The organism is Corynebacterium choanae, from assembly GCF_003813965.1.
Lineage (GTDB): Bacteria > Actinomycetota > Actinomycetes > Mycobacteriales > Mycobacteriaceae > Corynebacterium > Corynebacterium choanae.
Genome location: NZ_CP033896.1, coordinates 2145000 through 2162294, shown reverse-complemented (window position 1 = coordinate 2162294; position 17295 = coordinate 2145000). Strand labels below are relative to the sequence as shown.

The 17295-nt window shown below is 57.0% G+C and carries 9 protein-coding genes; 7 read left to right on the top strand and 2 right to left on the bottom strand.

Translation table 11 applies throughout. The features are described 5' to 3' along the window. Positions 1-27: 27 nt before the first annotated feature. On the bottom strand, positions 28-813 hold the full coding sequence (locus CCHOA_RS07810) for a TetR/AcrR family transcriptional regulator (protein WP_123929096.1): 786 nt from the start codon (positions 811-813) through the stop codon (positions 28-30). Positions 814-1926: 1113 nt separating this feature from the next. On the opposite strand from CCHOA_RS07810, the gene CCHOA_RS07805 reads away from it, so the two are divergent. The 5 genes from CCHOA_RS07805 to CCHOA_RS07785 all read left to right on the top strand — a co-directional run bounded on the left by CCHOA_RS07805 (position 1927) and on the right by CCHOA_RS07785 (position 9050). Further along, the gene (locus CCHOA_RS07805) at positions 1927-2904 is read left to right on the top strand and encodes a malate dehydrogenase (protein WP_123929094.1); all 978 of its coding nucleotides are present in this window, start codon (positions 1927-1929) and stop codon (positions 2902-2904) included. A gap of 263 nt (positions 2905-3167) precedes the next feature. Beyond that, entirely contained in the window at positions 3168-5915 is a 2748-nt protein-coding gene (locus tag CCHOA_RS07800; RefSeq protein ID WP_206425844.1) for a valine--tRNA ligase, read from the top strand. A 266-nt stretch (positions 5916-6181) separates the two neighbouring features. Beyond that, positions 6182-7765 (top strand): bifunctional tetrahydrofolate synthase/dihydrofolate synthase, encoded by a 1584-nt coding sequence (folC, locus tag CCHOA_RS07795; protein WP_377740006.1) that lies wholly within the window; start codon positions 6182-6184, stop codon positions 7763-7765. A gap of 145 nt (positions 7766-7910) precedes the next feature. Further along, positions 7911-8348 (top strand): DUF4233 domain-containing protein, encoded by a 438-nt coding sequence (locus CCHOA_RS07790; RefSeq protein ID WP_123929090.1) that lies wholly within the window; start codon positions 7911-7913, stop codon positions 8346-8348. 489 nt (positions 8349-8837) lie between these two features. Further along, positions 8838-9050, top strand: a complete 213-nt coding sequence (locus tag CCHOA_RS07785) for an alpha/beta hydrolase fold domain-containing protein (protein ID WP_123929088.1) — start codon at positions 8838-8840, stop codon at positions 9048-9050. A gap of 418 nt (positions 9051-9468) precedes the next feature. On the opposite strand, the gene CCHOA_RS07780 is transcribed toward CCHOA_RS07785, so the two are convergent. Then, entirely contained in the window at positions 9469-11280 is a 1812-nt protein-coding gene (locus CCHOA_RS07780; RefSeq protein WP_123929086.1) for a hypothetical protein, read from the bottom strand. Positions 11281-11386: 106 nt separating this feature from the next. On the opposite strand from CCHOA_RS07780, the gene ndk reads away from it, so the two are divergent. Together ndk and CCHOA_RS10950 are read left to right on the top strand one after the other, a co-directional pair. Further along, complete coding sequence (ndk, locus tag CCHOA_RS07775) at positions 11387-11797, top strand: nucleoside-diphosphate kinase (RefSeq protein ID WP_164472426.1); 411 nt, start codon at positions 11387-11389, stop codon at positions 11795-11797. A gap of 972 nt (positions 11798-12769) precedes the next feature. Then, on the top strand, positions 12770-17188 hold the full coding sequence (locus CCHOA_RS10950; RefSeq protein WP_245992116.1) for a translation initiation factor IF-2 N-terminal domain-containing protein: 4419 nt from the start codon (positions 12770-12772) through the stop codon (positions 17186-17188). Positions 17189-17295 lie beyond the last annotated feature (107 nt).

Here is a 17295-nt window from a genome sequence, read left to right as displayed (position 1 = left end):
CTACGAACGCCAATCGGTCGCTACTGGTCAGTTTTCGTCGCCATAAAGATTTGGGTCAAAGTCAACCATTCCTGCACCGTCGTGATCATCATAGATCCCCACGGAGGCCGAACTAGACGCGGCTGAGCCGTGTAGCGGATTCGGGCTATCGGACACCAAGTAGCTCACCCGACTACTGTGCATATTCGAGGTGAGAAAGCTCAGCACAGTGTCGACTACCAGTGCCCGTAATCCGGCAGTGTTGTCTTCTGTAGACAGATTTGTGGAATACAAGTTGATGTAGGTATCCCGGATAGCGATGCGCGCCGTGCACAGCGACAAAATGATTGTGTACACGTCCAGCGCGGAAATCCCCGGGCGGAAAGCGCCGGCATCCTGACCGAGCATGAGGAGTCGATCAAGTGCCAAGATCACCCGGGAATGGTCGGTCAGTGGGCTGAGACCTTCGAGCTCAGCCCACTTGTGCAGGCTTTCCATCACTACGAGGCGGCAGGCATCAGGGTGGTTGACAACAGTGTCATAGAGCGCTTCGACTGCCTGCTGGATACCGTCGACAGGAACGGCTGATTCAATTTCCAGAGCATCCTCGGTAGGTCGAAGCAGTTGGAAGGCACGCATCAACGTGCGTAAATAAAGACCGCGTTTGTCGCCAAAGTGGTAGTGGATCATGCGCTTGGTCATGCCTGACTCCTGCGCAATTGATTCGAGTTTCGTATCGGCGAAACCGCGGTCCGCGAAGCGAACCAGTGCGATGTCCACTACATCTTCTGGCGTTACTTGTAACGGATCCGAATCAGGTAGTGGGCGGTTCATACGCCTTCCTTTCTTCTGATCAGGCCTGTCCTAGGGTGAGGTGGGTATAGACGATACGCACCGTGGTAAGCGGAGGAGAAGCAGCGGTCGAACCAGGGGGTTTAGCTGGTTTCATCAACACTTTTGCTTCACCGCAGTGGGGGAAAAGTCCCCACGTCATAAGCCTACGTCCATCGTGCCTGAAGTTTTCCACCGTCGGTATCGGAATAGTCGCACCAGCGATAAAAAGCCTGCTCATTGTCGTTGAGATACCGTCAATCGGGGGTAGGGGATGAGGAAATGTCTGGTTGGCATGTTGATTTCGGGTTGGCTGTACCCTCATTTGCGTTGGATCTTGCGGGTCGTGTTTCTAACGCGTCGTCTGCGCGATTGGGTGATTGCAGCTGGGTGATGGTTTTGCAGCCGGGGATGGTATCAATCGGAAGGACAACGGGGTTCGTGTGGGGTGTGGGGGAGCTGTGGCAGGGGTGAACCACAGGGTGTTGATGACTGTGCCGTCAGAGACCAATTGGCGGGATGTGGATAAAACCAAGTTTTTCAGTGGTAGTCGGTGCAGCGATTGTGGTGTGTAGTAGCTTTCGTGCACCTCGTTGGGGCGTTGGATTTTGGCTACCGCACATTGGTTTCACCACATACGGCGGTGGGGGTGGGCTCTGGGGAATTAGCAGGACAACCGTCGATATGCCCGATCGGAAGGTGATGTGTCGGAAATCCCATTCCGGATTGTGTTGGCTTTATCGATGGGTGGATCGGCGCGCTTTTCGCAGTGTAGTGCCCTTCCCGGGGCGAAATGTGGAACGGTTACCCGGGTGATTTCTGGTGGTTATCGCGGTTGCTAGCAGTGTAGAACAGCAACCGAAAGGACTAGAGTGGAAGCGAGCCTTTCCCGTCGTCGGTGGTCGGTCGACCGCACAGTCAGTGGCACGCTCACCGCTGGATCGCCGGGTGGGCACGCTTTCCCCGAATATCTCCGACGAAAGCGAAAAACTCCAGGAATTTGCGTCGATATCGCTCGCCGTGTTTGCAGCTGACGAGTACTCATCGACGAACATTTCGCCAACGGCGATGGTTCGGCGAAATGCGCATAGTTATCAAAACAAGTGAAGGATACTTATGAACGCTGTGAAGAAGATTGCAGTTACCGGTGCAGCCGGCCAAATTGCCTACTCGCTGCTGTGGCGCATCGCCAACGGTGACGTCTACGGTGCAGATACTCCCATCGAGCTGAATCTGCTGGAGATCACTCCCGCTCTTGGCGCCACTGAAGGTGTAGCCATGGAGCTTTTGGATTCCGCATTCCCGCTCGTTCGCAATATCACCATCACTGATGATGCGAACAAAGCATTTGATGGTGCTTCGGCTGCGTTCTTGGTTGGTGCAAAACCACGCGGTAAGGGCGAAGAACGTTCTGATCTGTTGGCTGCTAACGGTAAAATCTTCGGCCCACAAGGCAAGGCTCTCAACGACCATGCCGCTGACGACATTCGCGTGTTGGTGGTTGGTAACCCAGCAAACACCAACACGCTGATTGCACAGCATGCGGCTCAAGACATTCCAGCGGAACGCTTTACCGCGATGATGCGGCTTGACCACAACCGGGCACTGTCGCAGCTGGCAACGAAACTCGACTGTGGTTCGGCTGACTTCGAAAAGGTTGCTGTTTGGGGTAACCACTCGGCAACCCAGTTCCCTGATATCACCTACGCTGAGCTCAACGGCAAGAAGGTGAGCGACCTGGTGGATCGTGACTGGTATGTCGACGAATTCATTCCACGGATCGCTAAGCGTGGCGCTGAGATCATCGAAGTGCGCGGCAAGTCTTCTGCAGCGTCCGCTGCTTCCGCTGCTGTCGATCACATGCGTGACTGGGTGCAGGGCACCAACGGCCAGTGGGTATCCTCCGCAGTGGTGTCCCACGGCGAATACGGTGTTGACGAAGGTCTTATCTTCGGTTTCCCATGTGTTGCTGAAGGCGGCGAATGGAAGATCGTCGAAGGTCTCGAATTGGACGAATTCCAGCGTGCACGCATCGACGCGAACATCGCAGAGCTCAAGGAAGAGCGCGACGCTGTCGCCGATCTGCTGAAGTAAGCACCTGTTCTAGGCTCCAGTAATGCCGTGTTGCGCCTGTGTGCAGCACGGCATTACAACTATTTTTCACCTTCCGACTCGGTACACCGATCACGGCTGTGATGTGTTGGAACACGTCGGCTGGTAGAAGCATTGCACAACCTGAATTGTTGTCTGATACGAATCACGCCAAGCGTGTGCCGCTACAGAGAAGGATTCAGGTTGTTTCATATTTCTCGCAATTTCAGGTTGGTGTCGCGGTGTTGTCCGGCTGCACTTAGGGGATAGTTGCTGGGGGGTTTAAGATAGTGGGCGTGACTGAGCAGACATCCAGGCAAGTATCCGCAGAAAATCTTCCCACCAGTTGGAACCCAGCTGATGTAGAGCAATCCCTCTATGAGCAGTGGGTGGATCGGGGCTATTTCACCGCTGATCCCAACAGCGACAAGCCACCATTTTCTATCGTGTTGCCACCGCCGAATGTGACCGGGCAGCTGCATATGGGGCACGCGCTCGATCACACCCTGATGGATGCACTTGCCCGTCGCAAACGCATGCAAGGCTACGAAGTGCTGTGGCTGCCCGGTATGGATCATGCTGGTATTGCTACCCAGTCGAAAGTGGAGGGCAAACTTCTCAGCGACGAAGGAAAATCCCGCCTCGACTACGGGCGGGAGGCGTTTATTGAACGCGTCTGGGAATGGAAGCAAGAATACGGCGGCAAGATCGGTTCGCAAATGCGCGCCATCGGCGACAGTGTGGACTGGTCGAAAGAACGCTTCACCCTCGATGAAGGGCTCAACCGGGCAGTAACCACCATCTTTAAAAACCTCTATGACCAGGGCATGATTTACCGGGCACACCGGTTGGTGAACTGGTCACCGGTATTGGAAACTGCCGTATCTGATATTGAGGTGATCTATAAGGAAGTAGAGGGCGAACTCGTTTCGATCCGCTACGGTTCCCTCAATGATGACGAGCCGCATGTGGTGGTGGCTACCACCCGTGTGGAAACCATGCTCGGTGACGTAGCGGTGGCGGTTCATCCAGATGACGAACGCTACCAGGATTTGGTAGGCACCCGGTTTGCCCACCCATTTGTCGCCGATCGGGAGATCGTGGTGATTGCGGACGACTACGTCGACCCAGAGTTCGGTACCGGTGCGGTGAAAATCACCCCAGCGCATGACCCGAATGACTATGCGATGGGGTTGCGGCATAATCTCGCGATGATCGACGTCATGGATGACACCGCACATATTGCCGGTACCGGAACAGAATTCGACGGTATGGATCGCTACGAGGCGCGGGTGAAAATCCGTGAGGCGCTCGCCGAGCAAGGACGTATCGAAAAAGAAGTTCGCCCCTATGTGCATTCGGTTGGGCATTCGGAACGATCCGGGGAACCGGTCGAACCGCGGCTGTCTGATCAGTGGTATGTGAAGGTTGAACAGCTTGCTGCAATGGCTGGTGACGCAATCCGGCAGGGGGACACGCAAGTTCATCCGGTTTCGATGGAGCCTCGCTACTTCGACTGGGTCGATGACATGCACGACTGGTGTATTTCCCGGCAACTGTGGTGGGGGCACCGGATCCCAATCTGGTACGGACCGGATGGGGAAGTGGTCTGCTGTGGACCAGATGACACCCCGCCGGCGGGATACACCCAAGATCCGGATGTGCTCGATACCTGGTTTAGTTCAGCACTGTGGCCATTTTCCACGCTTGGCTGGCCGGAAAACACAGCGTTGCTGGAGAAGTTCTATCCCACCTCGGTACTGGTGACAGCCTATGACATTTTGTTCTTCTGGGTTGCCCGCATGATGATGTTTGGCACGTTTGCAGCCACACTGCCAGACAGTAACTTGGGTGCGACCGCCACCGGCCGGCCACAGGTGCCATTTACTGATCTGTTTATTCACGGATTAGTGCGTGATGAACACGGCCGGAAAATGTCGAAGTCGCTCGGTAACGGTATTGATCCGATGGATTGGGTCGCCGACTATGGTGCCGACGCGTTGCGGTTTACCTTGGCGCGCGGGGCAAACCCGGGCACTGATCTTCCACTGGGTGTGGATGCTGCGCAGTCTTCCCGCAATTTCTGTACGAAACTGTTTAACGCCACCCGGTTTGCGCTCATGAACGGTGCATATGTGGGGGATCTTCCGCAGGTGAGCGAGTTAACTTCTGCTGACCGATGGATTCTTGACCGCCTGGAACAGGTTCGCGCCCAAGTAGATGATTTACTTGACCGTTACCAGTTCGCGAAAGCCACCGAGCTGCTTTACCAGTTTGCGTGGGGTGAGCTGTGTGACTGGTATCTGGAGATTGCTAAGGTGCAAATCCCGCGCGACGAGGCTACTGCTAGCGAAGCAGCATTAGCGCGTGGTGACGTCACCCGGCGGGTGCTGGGACACAGTCTCGATGTGGTGTTGCGGCTGTTGCATCCGTTTATCCCGTTTGTCACTGAAACACTGTGGCGGCAGCTCACCGGCGGTGAGTCGGTGGTGATTGCTGATTGGCCAACGCATGAATCCACAGCTGTCGCACCTGAGGCGTGTGCTGTTTCAGCGCGCCGCATTGATGACGTGGTCAAGCTGGTGACCGAGATTCGCCGGTTCCGTTCGGATCAGGGAATTAAACCTTCTGCACCGCTTGCTGCACGGTTTGATGCAGGCGCCTGTGATCTTGCCGATGAGCAGGAGACGGTGTTCGCGCTCACCCGGATTACTCCTGCTGGTGATGGGTTTAGAAAAACCGGTGAGATCGAAATGCGGTTGACGAACACCACTACTGTGGTGGAGTTTGACACCTCTGATTCGATCGATGTGGAAGCGGAAACGAAACGGCTGACGAAGGATCGTGCTGCCGCAGAAAAGGAGCTGGCTACTACCGCTGCCAAGCTGGGCAATGAACAGTTCCTGGCGAAAGCCCCCGACCATGTGGTGGAGAAAATCAAGCAACGGCAGGCTGTGGCACAAGCAGAATATGACCGTATTTCTGCCCGGCTGGAGGAATTAGCGCAACGATGAGTAATGCTGAAAACCCGTCCGCTTCGGGTTTTGACGATGAGGCACCTTCGGTTGATGAAGCTGCGGTGCGGGAAGAGCAGGCGCTGCTGCGGGAACTTGTCGGCGACTTCGACAATGAGCAAGAGGCGTTGCAGCTTGCCCGGGAGCTTGCGGCAGACCATGGCGATCCACAACTGGATGAGGTGGCCGGGGAGCCGTCCCCGCTCGATGTGCTCGCCCAGCGCTTAGCCGCGGGTGCGGACGCCGAGGCTGACGGTGCAGAGTTGGTGGCGGATGACTCTTTTGCGGCTGACGAGTTAGATGATGCCGCGGAGATGGCTGCCTTGGCAGCAGATCCTGCGCGAAGCGAATTAGCGCAACTCCTGGTCACCGATGCGGGGCTGGAATTGCCGATTATTCCCGGTGAGCGGGGTAAATCAGACAGTGATGGCGGTGACGGGAGCGGGGATACACCAGAAGAGCTTGCTCGTCTTGCTGCGATTGAGGCGGAACTCGACACCCGCTGGGGGGAAACCCAGATTGCGCCATCATTGGATCGGATTGAGCAATTGTGTGACCTGTTGGGGTCGCCGCAGGATGCGTTTGATTCCATCCATGTGGCGGGCACCAACGGGAAAACTTCGACGGTGCGGATGATTGAATCGCTGCTGCGAGCATTTCATCGCCGCACTGGACGGACAACGTCGCCGCATTTGCAACGGGTCACGGAACGGATAGCGATCGACGGACAGCCGATCGCCGCCCGGGACTATGTGCGGTTGTATGAAGAAATGCTGCCGTTTGTGGAAATGGTCGATCGGGAGTCGGTTGCCAGCGGCGGGCCGCGGATGTCGAAATTCGAAGTGCTTGTCGGGTTGGCGTTTTCAGCGTTTGCTGATGCGCCCGCAGAGATCGGCGTCGTTGAAGTTGGGCTTGGCGGCAGTTGGGATGCAACTAATGTGTTGAATTCTGATGTGCAGGTCATTATGCCGATTGGTATCGATCACACGGATTATCTGGGTGACACGATTGAACAGATCGCCGCGGAGAAAGCCGGCATCATTAAGCCGCGTCGGGTTGCCGACGATGATGTGCTTGCCCCGCGGGATAGTGTGGTCATTGTTGGGGAGCAAACTGATGCGGCAATGGCAGTGATTTTGGCGCAGGCGGTTGCCACCGACAATGCGGTTGCCCGGTTTGGGCAAGAGTTTTCGGTAGTGGAATCCCGGTTGGCAGTTGGTGGTCAACAGTTAACACTGCGCGGATTAAGCGGCGAATATGACGAGATTTTCTTGCCTTTGGCGGGACGTCACCAAGCCCACAATGCGGCGTGTGCACTTGCCGCAGTGGAAGCGTTTTTCGGGGCAGGTCCTGGTCGACAACTTGATGTGGAGACTGTTCGTGCCGGGTTTGCGCAGGTAACTTCCCCGGGACGTTTAGAGCGGCTGCGCGCCGAACCCACAGTGTTATGTGACAGTGCCCATAATCCGCATGGGGCGCAGGCTTTGGCCCGGGCGTTGGCGGAAGATTTTGAATTCCGGCGTCTTGTTGCAGTGGTCGGGGTTCTTGGAGACAAGGATGCCGACGGGATCCTGCTTGCCTTAGAGCCGGTTGTCGACGAGATTGTGGTGACCGCGACTAGCTCCCCGCGGGCGTTGCCCGTCGAGGAGCTTGCCGCGAAAGCACGCACTATTTTCGGGGAGGATCGGGTGTTTAGCGCACCGGATCTGTTCAACGCGGTCGATGTGGCGGTTGCTCGTTCCGAAGAGTTTGACGATGATGGGAAAATCAGCGGCTCTGGAGTGATCATTACCGGATCGGTGGTGACTGCGGGGGCTGCCCGGCAGCTATTCCACAAGGCTCCAAATTAATCCGCCGAATATGTTGGCGGCGTAGGTACTTCCCCCATCTGTTTTGGTATCGCAGTGTCTGCTCACAAGTGGGCACATGGGGGAGGGCGTCGCCAGGTTGGCACCGAATTTTCAGCACAGCTTGAAAGGTTGCGTTTTGAGCAGCATGAACACAGCATCAGCAGGATCCCATCGCGATGGCGTAGGTCCGTTAGGACCCGGGCACGCCCCGGTGAAAGACCCGATGAAAGGGCTGCGCGGGGTGATGGCGGGCACGCTGGTGATGGAGGCGATCAGCTTGCTGCTCGTGCTCACTGTCATCGGACGAATCGACCAGGGGTTGTATTGGTCGCCGCTGCGGGCAGGCTATGTCACTGTTATTGGGGTGGCGATGGTGCTGCTGGCTTTTTTGTTGAAGCAGCGCTGGGCGATGACAGCTAACTGGGTGTTGCAGGGGTTGGCTGTGCTTGGTGGGCTCATCGTGCATCCGTCGATGGGCATTATGGCTCTGATTTTCCTCGCCGTCTGGGGATATATTTGGTATCTCAAAGGGGTGATCGTGGAGCGAATGCGCCGCGGCCTGCTCACCACCCAGCACACCTAGTGTGAAACTCTTTCACCTCTAGCGCGCATCTTCTTCATTGCACCGGGCAGAAAATGGTTGCGAAGCGTTGAACAACTGCTGAAACGCCTTGGGATCATATCGGTTGTGGTAGGTGCCATCGCAGCAGGGTTGAGGGGTAGATGGGTATTCCAGCCCGCATCCAGCGGTGTGGATGCTAAGCCATCAATTTGCTGACACGATCGATTTTGACAATGTTGCAAACTCTGACGAAATCCACTCCCGGCAGTTGATCATCCGTGACCTCACCGATTTTTCCCGCAGATGACCGCAACCGCTTTGATGTGGATGTGCCAAAGCGGGCGGAAGGCACGTTGCCGACCATTGTGTGGGGGCACGGTGGTGCAGTTGTGGCCGGGACCAAAGAGGGTAGTGAACACTATGCGGTGATGCTCGCGCATGAAGGACATACGGTCGTCCGCGCCGAATACCAAGGCCCCGGAGATCACCTAACCCAGTCAAGTTTGGCGGGTGGAAGAAGCACCCGCCGCGTTGCCTGCTGTGGAAGATGACTACCATCATGATCTTGAGCGGCTAAATCTGTTTGGCGCTAGTGCCGGGGGACTTATTGCCGCACAGGCCGTGCTGCTGGCCACTCATGCTGACTATGAGCAGCGCCGCGGGGTGGAGGTGGCTATCAGCGCCGGCCAGCTGCGCGGGCTGGTGCTGTACTGCGACCCGTAAGATGTTTCCCGCATGCTCAGCAGCGACAAGAGCAAACTTGACTGTTTTGCATTTCCAATCGGGTGGGCTGTCTTGAAGGAACACCATTGGTCGGGTGGAGCAGCGGTGGCGACAACCACCATCAAGGACTTCACGGCCAGCGAGCTTCCGGCGACACTGATTGCTGACGGCAGCACTGGTTCATTTGCGATCCCCAGGGCCAAGCGTTATTCGCTGATCTTCGTGATAGCCATGTGCTGGTGGATGCGGTGTTCTTTGATTGGGAAACTTTCGGCGACCTCGGCCACGAATATCCGTGCAACATTGGCGATGACAGACCGGGTGCCTCGGCATAGGAGCAAACGGTTGTGTTGGTGTCCCATCATCTTGCTAACCCCACCGAAGGCGGGACTACGGTGTACCTTCCTGCGGCGGCAGGTTAGTGCAGCATTGTTGCTTCGTGGGCGAGCAGATCCTCCGGCTGCCACTGGGTACTGGTAATCGCATACGGGTCGGTGTTTCCCAACTCGGGATGATGCGCGGCAAGGATGGTGATGAGTCTGCGGAAGCGGGGAAGGAAATCATGTGCATCAGGATGCATGTCGAGCAGTTCGAGTTCTTTGAGTAACGCTGTTGCGCAGGCCAATGTCGGTGTATGCTCCGGTGCACAGTTGCGGTGGGGATGTGGAGTGGCTGCCGGATAAGGCGCGCCGGCCACTGGAGTTCCCGGCGGCAACGCGATGAGCATCGCCGCATCATCGTCATCGTCGTCGCTACGCAGCCCGGGATTGGTGGCCGGATCGGCATATCCGGCGGGTGCGATCGCCGCAAGATAGGCGGCACACACCTGCAGGTGACGTTGCCGCACGGCACGATCACCGTGCACAAAGCGAAAGAGTTCTTTCAAGTTGCTTTCCGCCCGCGCAATATCACTTGCGGCCTGATAGGCGGCCATGGTTCGGGGTTCCCAGTCGCCACCTTCGTCAACGAGTTCCACAAACCCTTCAGTGTCCCGTTCATAAATCGCACGCAACGTCCGCCAGCGGCACACCAGCGGATTGTGTTCATCGCCACCGCCGAGCGACCGGGCGATAAGATCCGCATCGATGAGCACAAGACTAATCCGGGTGATCTCGGCGAGGGCAACATCCCGGATACGACCGTGCAGCTCCCGATTCACCACGCCCCGATGGGAGGTGTCAGCAAACCCCTGGCGAATACTACGGCGATGCGCCACAAGTGCGGCAACAGTGGACACCACTACTGCTGTCACCACAAATGTCGACGCCCCAATAATGCCCCACTCGGGGAAGGTGATTGCCGCCACCACTTGACTAGCCAACATCACCAACCCCCACAGCAGGGCAGCAACCACAATGGTGATCCGATAGGTTTTCACCCGCTCCACGGCGGCAAGCCCACCGCCCCCGGAGGCGATCCACGGTCGCGCACCGGCAATCCCAATACCGGGAAACCAGGCGCGGGAGGCGATCGTTGTGGCTGTGGCCTGTTCACTTAAGCGGCCGCGTAACATCAGCGGCAGCTGCAACAGTGAGAACCCAAACCGGGATGATGGCTGTCTAGTGGTGGCCTGTTGAGCGGAAGGGAAATAGACCGTGTCATCTAAATAGGGCTGCAAAATCTGTCCATATTCAGCCACAATACGGCCGTAGGCGGCGACAAACTTCGGACAGTGAGGATCCTGGGCCAGCCAGATCGCCTTCGACTTCACCACCGCCAGCTTTTCGCCAAGCACATCAATATCGGCGCTGGCAGCCCGCATATCCTCCCGGAGGCGTTCGAGCGCCTCCATCCGTGCGTCCGTAAGACCATCATCGATGCCTTGCACATGGCGGACATGCCAGTCAATCACTGGCAACCGTAGCAGTGACGCCCAGCCCACATCAATGGCATCATCAGTCAGGCTCGCTTCGGCAGGGGTAGCAACCCGATCGAGGATTTGCACCATTGCTGCCCGCACAGAAGTCCAGGAATCAGCCACCAAATGCTGCGCATCCGGACTCAACCCCCCAATAATCCGATCAATCCGGGCAATATTACCGGTGAGACGCTCGTTCGAAGCCGCAATCTGTGCCAATTGTGCCTGACGCCGACACGCCGCAATAGCCCGATCTTTCGCAGCTAACGCAATGGTCACCCAGGTCGGCGCCATCAGCAGGCAGCTTGCAACCACAGCAGAGATCACCAATTCGACGATCGCTGTCGGGGTGTGCATTGCGAAATAGTGCATAGCCCCCCATCCTAGACGAGTAGCCCTCCAACAATCCCCCCACTTGGGAAAGAAAACTCACACCTTGTACCGCACCCCCGCCCGAAAACCCGCTACGATGGTGCGCATGTCGCAACGTACTCTTATTTTGATCAAGCCCGATGGTGTGGAACGTGGACTCGTCGGTGAGGTTCTTACCCGTATCGAACGCAAAGGGCTGAAACTGGTCGCCCTGGATCTGCGGGTGGCAGATAAAGACACCGCCGAAGCCCACTATGCGGAGCACAAAGACAAGCCATTTTTCGGTGAACTCGTCGACTTCATCACCTCGGCGCCGCTGATTGCTGGGGTTATTGAAGGTCCTCGTGCTATCGAAGCATGGCGGCAGCTTGCGGGCGGCACTGATCCGGTCGGCAAAGCCACCCCAGGGACAATCCGCGGCGATTTTGGTTTGGAAGTCAGCGCCAATATTGTGCACGGCTCCGACTCGGAAGAATCGGCCGCTCGCGAAATTGGCATCTGGTTCCCGAACCTGTAACCATCCACCGCGAGCCTGACTACGGCACTTGAACTTAACGAACACTCCTTTTCGCTAGCGGGAAACACCCCACAGCGAAGAGGAGTGTTTTGCATGTGGGAACACCCCACACAGCGACCAATACTCAGGAAAACCAATCATTTCGGCCGCCCACGGAACAAGGTGTTTGCTGAAGAACTGATGCCGCCTGCGACGTTTCCTGCCAAGGTATGACACAATAGGTTCGGGCAGGCCATTGGCTTCCTGCGACGAACCACTGCAACCATGACGGTATAGCGATGTAGCACCTACATTGCCGGCAGTGAACGCGTCGCCGATTTCAACGCCTGTCACCTGCGAGTCGACAAGAGAGACCCGCAGTGACAACAGACTTCATACAAGATCGAATAAGACTTTAAAGCAACTACTGCGTGGCACACATTCGCGACGCCGCTAGGCAGACCGTGCACCATCTTCCAAGCAGATGCACCCGCCGCGGCGCGAACGTGTTTCACCCACGCATCGACAACTGCATACGCTGTTATTTCCCATCAGGCTTCCTGTGGAGCAACACATCAACCAGCCGACGGTCGCTGAGTTCCTTGCGGAACCATGCACATACCACGGTAAATCAGTGCGCTGCCCACTCCGATCGGTTCCAACAGGTGCGACCTGTGAAACTGGACATCATTGCCGGAGCAGGTGCACACATCCCCCTTTTCGAATCGGGATAACCCTGTCGAAAAAGCTGCTGGTCACACGGAGCAAGTCAGCATTGTAACTTGCGCAATGTGCAGGAAGACTGCCCGGTGAAAAGCATCGCACCAGTGATGGAAAACCCGCGACATTGCGGTCGCGGGTCACCGGTGCACACCCGGCAGCCCAGGTGGGGATAGGCTTCCTTGCCGCTGCCCAGACGCGAAAACCATCGCACGGCACCCAGGTCCGGGGAACATAACAGCAGCTGGTTGTCTTCAGGAGACAAATACAACTATGGCGCGACAACAGTCCCCAACAACTACACAATCCGCAAGCAAACCTCGTCGACGGAGAAGCAACGCTGCCACCGCATCAACAGGTGACACGTCGGCAAGCGCAACCCCGCGGGGTAAGCGCACCACCAAAGCTGGCGGCACCAACGACAAGGCAGCATCCAAGCAGCAGGCTGTAGAGCAAACCCCGAAGAAAGCGGCAAAGAAAACAGCGAAAAAAACCGCAACGAAAACTGCTGCAGCGAAGAAAAAGCAGTCAACGACAGCCAGCACCACAGGCAACAAGGCCGCAGCAAAACCTGCAACTAGCCGTCGCACCCGGACTGCGCAGAAGAACACCACCAAGGCTCGTGGCGTGACAGACAAAAAAGTCCGCGAACAGAGTGCGAAAGCAGTCGATCCTGTCATTGAAGATCTCGTGCAAGTTTCTAAAGAAACCGCGAAAAACTCCCAACAACTCACCGGCGTATCGGAGGCAACCATTGCTGCCGCCCGCGAGATTGATCGCAGCACCCTTGGGGAAAAACTGCGCGTTCATCAACTAGCGAAACTCCTTGGACTGGTATCCAAAGAACTCGTCGCACTGTTGGCACAGGTCGGCATCGAAAAGAAAGCCGTCTCGTCGATCACCTATGCAGAAGCTGCGTTGATGCTCGACAAACTCGTGGAACCAACCCTCGACACCGGCGACCAGACAGTGGAAGTCATCCGCTATCGGGTGGGGAAAAACGTTGAAAACGAGATTCACCAAATCGAATCCAAAATCGAAGAGGAACTCGAACAACGGCTTGACGAAACCCCGGCTGTAATCGAGCAAGAGCCAGACAGCCTGGTCGACGATGATCCCTCAGCAGTAGCCGACCAGACCGAATCGGCGCAGCATGAAGCCCTTCAAGCAGAGGATGCACAGGCCGCTGACGCCGAAGATGACGATGATGAGGAAGACGACGAGGAACTCGACGTCGATATTGAACTCGACGATGACGACTTCCTTGATGAAGACTACGAATTCGACGACGACCATGACGACGATGACGATCAAGACGAAGAGCTTGTTGCCCCGCCAGTGATCGACATCCGTGCCGCTGCCGCCGCAGAAGTGCACGCTGAACTGTTGGAAGACGTTGTTTCGGCATCGACCCCGGTTCCCGCCGACACTAACTATGAGACACCACTGTTTAAAGCACCGGTGGTTGTGCCAGGTCCGGCACCGGTTGCACCACCAAGCGACGATCAGCGGGAATCTACCCAAGCAGAACGCGGTCCACGGCGGGTTGAAGAACCGTTAGGGATCAAAGGATCCACCCGCCTCGAAGCGCAGCGTCGCCGACGAGTAGAACGCCGTCGGGACGGTCAGCGCAACGATTTCCAGCCCATCAGTGACGCTGAATTCCGCAAGCGCCGGCAGGCTATTCACCGCGAAATGGTGATTCGTGACCGGCAACGTCACGACGGCCGGGGAACGGTCACCCAAGCTGTGGTGGTGGAAGATGGTAAAACCGTAGAGCATTACATCACCACCGATACGCAAAACTCGACCCTGGGCAATATTTATCTTGGCCGGGTACAAAACGTGCTGCCGAGTATGGAAGCGGCGTTTATCGATATTGGTACTGGCCGCAATGCGGTGCTTTATGCCGGTGAGATCAATTGGCGCAACACCGGGTTGACTAACCGTAATCGGCGGATCGAAAACATTTTGAAATCCGGCGATCAAGTGCTCGTCCAGGTCGCGAAAGATCCGGTCGGGCATAAAGGTGCCCGTTTGACCACCCAGATTTCGTTGGCTGGACGGTTCCTGGTTTACGTCCCAGAAGGGCGTTCCGCTGGTATTTCCCGGAAACTCCCCGAGTCGGAGCGGCGCCGGTTAAAAGGGATCCTAAAACAGATCCTGCCCGACGACGGTGGGGCTATTATTCGCACGGCCGCGGAAGGCGTTTCTGCGGAAGAAATCGGCAATGATGCGGATCGCCTGCTCAAACAGTGGGCAAGTATTCAAGAGATCACAGCGAAAGAAAAAGCCAAAAAAGGTGCCAAACCAGTCACCCTCTATGAAGAGCCACCGCTGCTGGTCAAACTTATTCGCGACCTGTTCAATGAGGATGTCACCAAGCTGACCATTGACGGGGCTGCCTCGCATGATGTGGTGACAAACTATGTTTCCCGAATGGCACCCGACCTGCTGGATCGTATCGAGCAGTGGGATCGTCATGCGCAGGGTGGGGTAGACGCATTTGTTGGTCTCGATATTGAACCGCAACTCGCCGAGGCGCTATCGCGCAAAGTTTGGCTGCCAAGCGGCGGATCGTTGGTTATTGACTACACCGAAGCGATGACGGTGATCGACGTCAACACCGGATCCAACACCGGTAAATCAGGCAATCTGGAGCAAACCGTTACCGCAAACAACATTGAGGCTGCCGAGGAAATCGTGCGCCAAATCCGGTTGCGGGATATCGGCGGCATGATTGTCATCGACTTTATCGACATGGTTTTGGAAGAAAACCAGGATCTCGTGTTGCGCCGACTTGCCGAAGCGTTAATGCACGACCGCACCCGGCATCAGCTCGGAGAGGTTACCTCCCTCGGCCTGGTACAGATCACCCGGAAACGACTCGGCGGTGGTTTGCAAGAGTCGTTTACCACCGAATGCCAACACTGTGCCGGCTCTGGTCGAGTCACCCACGATGATCCAGTGCTTGACTGGCAGCGAAACACAGTATTTGACGACCGGAAGTCGCGCCGCAAAGCAAAAGAAGACAAAAAGAAGCGTGCAGCTGAGCAGGCCGCAAAATCAACGCAGAAACCGGCGCGGCCGGTGGGGGAGCATCCTGCAGCAGCCGCGTTGCATCGGCAACACACCGATGGCGACTCCGCTGGGACGCTCGACCGTGAGCAAAACGGCGACACTGCACAGCATCCGCCTGCAGCATCAGCCGCATCCACCTCCCTGGAGTCGACAGCTCGCGAGGATCATCACGACGGTTCGGCACAGTCGGATTCGACGTCGGAACGCAAACAGGCTGCAGCTACAGCGCATGACACTGCCGCAACCGAATCTGGCGACGATCGTGTCAAGACTGCAAATACTCGATCACGGCGTCGTCGTCGTGCCGGTCGGTCAGCTACTGCACAAGCAGCAGGTGCCGAACAGGTAGACAATACGACAGATGTTGCCGCCGCCACGGACACTGATCCTGCAGCACCTGCCGATCAGGGTGAAACAACTTCCCATGTTCCAGCAGCTCCCAGCGGATCGCGTGGACGCCGCCGGCGGCGGGCTGCAATGCCGCAGCCTGCAAGCACCCAATCAGGTGCCACGAAATCCGATCAGCACAGTGCTCATCCTGCGGACAACACCCCGCAGGATAGCGTGGAAGCAGAATCTCAAGCAGGCGCAGCACCTCAGCCGCACGCTGGGCAGTCTGCAACACCAGCTGGTGCGAAACGAGGCGCCAAGCGTCGACGTGCCCGCACCACCCCCGGTGAGCAGCGGGCGCAAGACACGGTCGCAATCGCCCTTGATGCATTAGCGACCGCCGATCGGGAAGACCCCGATGAGCCCAGCGGCCGTTCCTATGTGCCTGATGAGCAATACCAAACCCAGCAGGAAAACACCGCTTCGAAAGCAGAAGCAGCTGCTGACGACAACGGTGAAGCTGCTTATCGGGCTGCTGTTGAAGCGTTTGAACGCTCCCCAAGGCGGCAACGTCGGGTGCGGGGTAACTCTCGTTCCGATGTGCCACCAAAACGCAGCGACTTTATCTCCGGTCCAATGGGCAGCGATGGCATCGATTCCCTCGATGACCAGCCAGCCAAGGAATCGGACACTGCTTCCAACAGCGACACCACCCCAGGTAACTCGCCTGCTGCGGTTCCAACCAGGCGCCGCAGTGGACGCAAACGGGTGCGAGCCGGTGCTCCCACAGTCAACCCGACATCTGTGGACGACACTGTGGCATCTACCACCGCTGACGATTCAGACACGTTGTCTACCAACGAAAAGAAACAGTCAGCACAGCACCCACCAGCCGCTGCCGCAGCAGAACCTACTCCCGCGTCAGGGAAACCCCGCCGCGGACGTCGCCGTGCTGTCCGCACCAGTGCTGTCGAACACCAATCCCACACGCAGCAACCTGGAAAAGACAACAGCACGCAACAGCAGCAGGAAACCGTCAACACCGCCGGCCAAGCTGTTGGCAACCGCAAACAGCAAACCGTCGTCGAAACAAGTGTGGACAGTGCCGCGCCTGCGCGTCGGGGACGTGGTCGTCGCCGCGCAGCAATGCGCAGCACACAGGTGATGCACAACCAGGAAAAGGCTGCAGCATTGTCGGCGACGGTAGCTCAACCGGAGCAACCTGCAGCACGCGAACGAAACCGGAGCCGATCGACACGCCGATCGACACGCCGGAAATAGTTCCTCCAGTTTGTGATTTACCTATCCTGCCGGTAGTCTTTACTGGTCGCTGTTTACACGCCGGTGAACTATGTCCGCAGCAACCGCTGTTGATCCTGGTCAAGGTG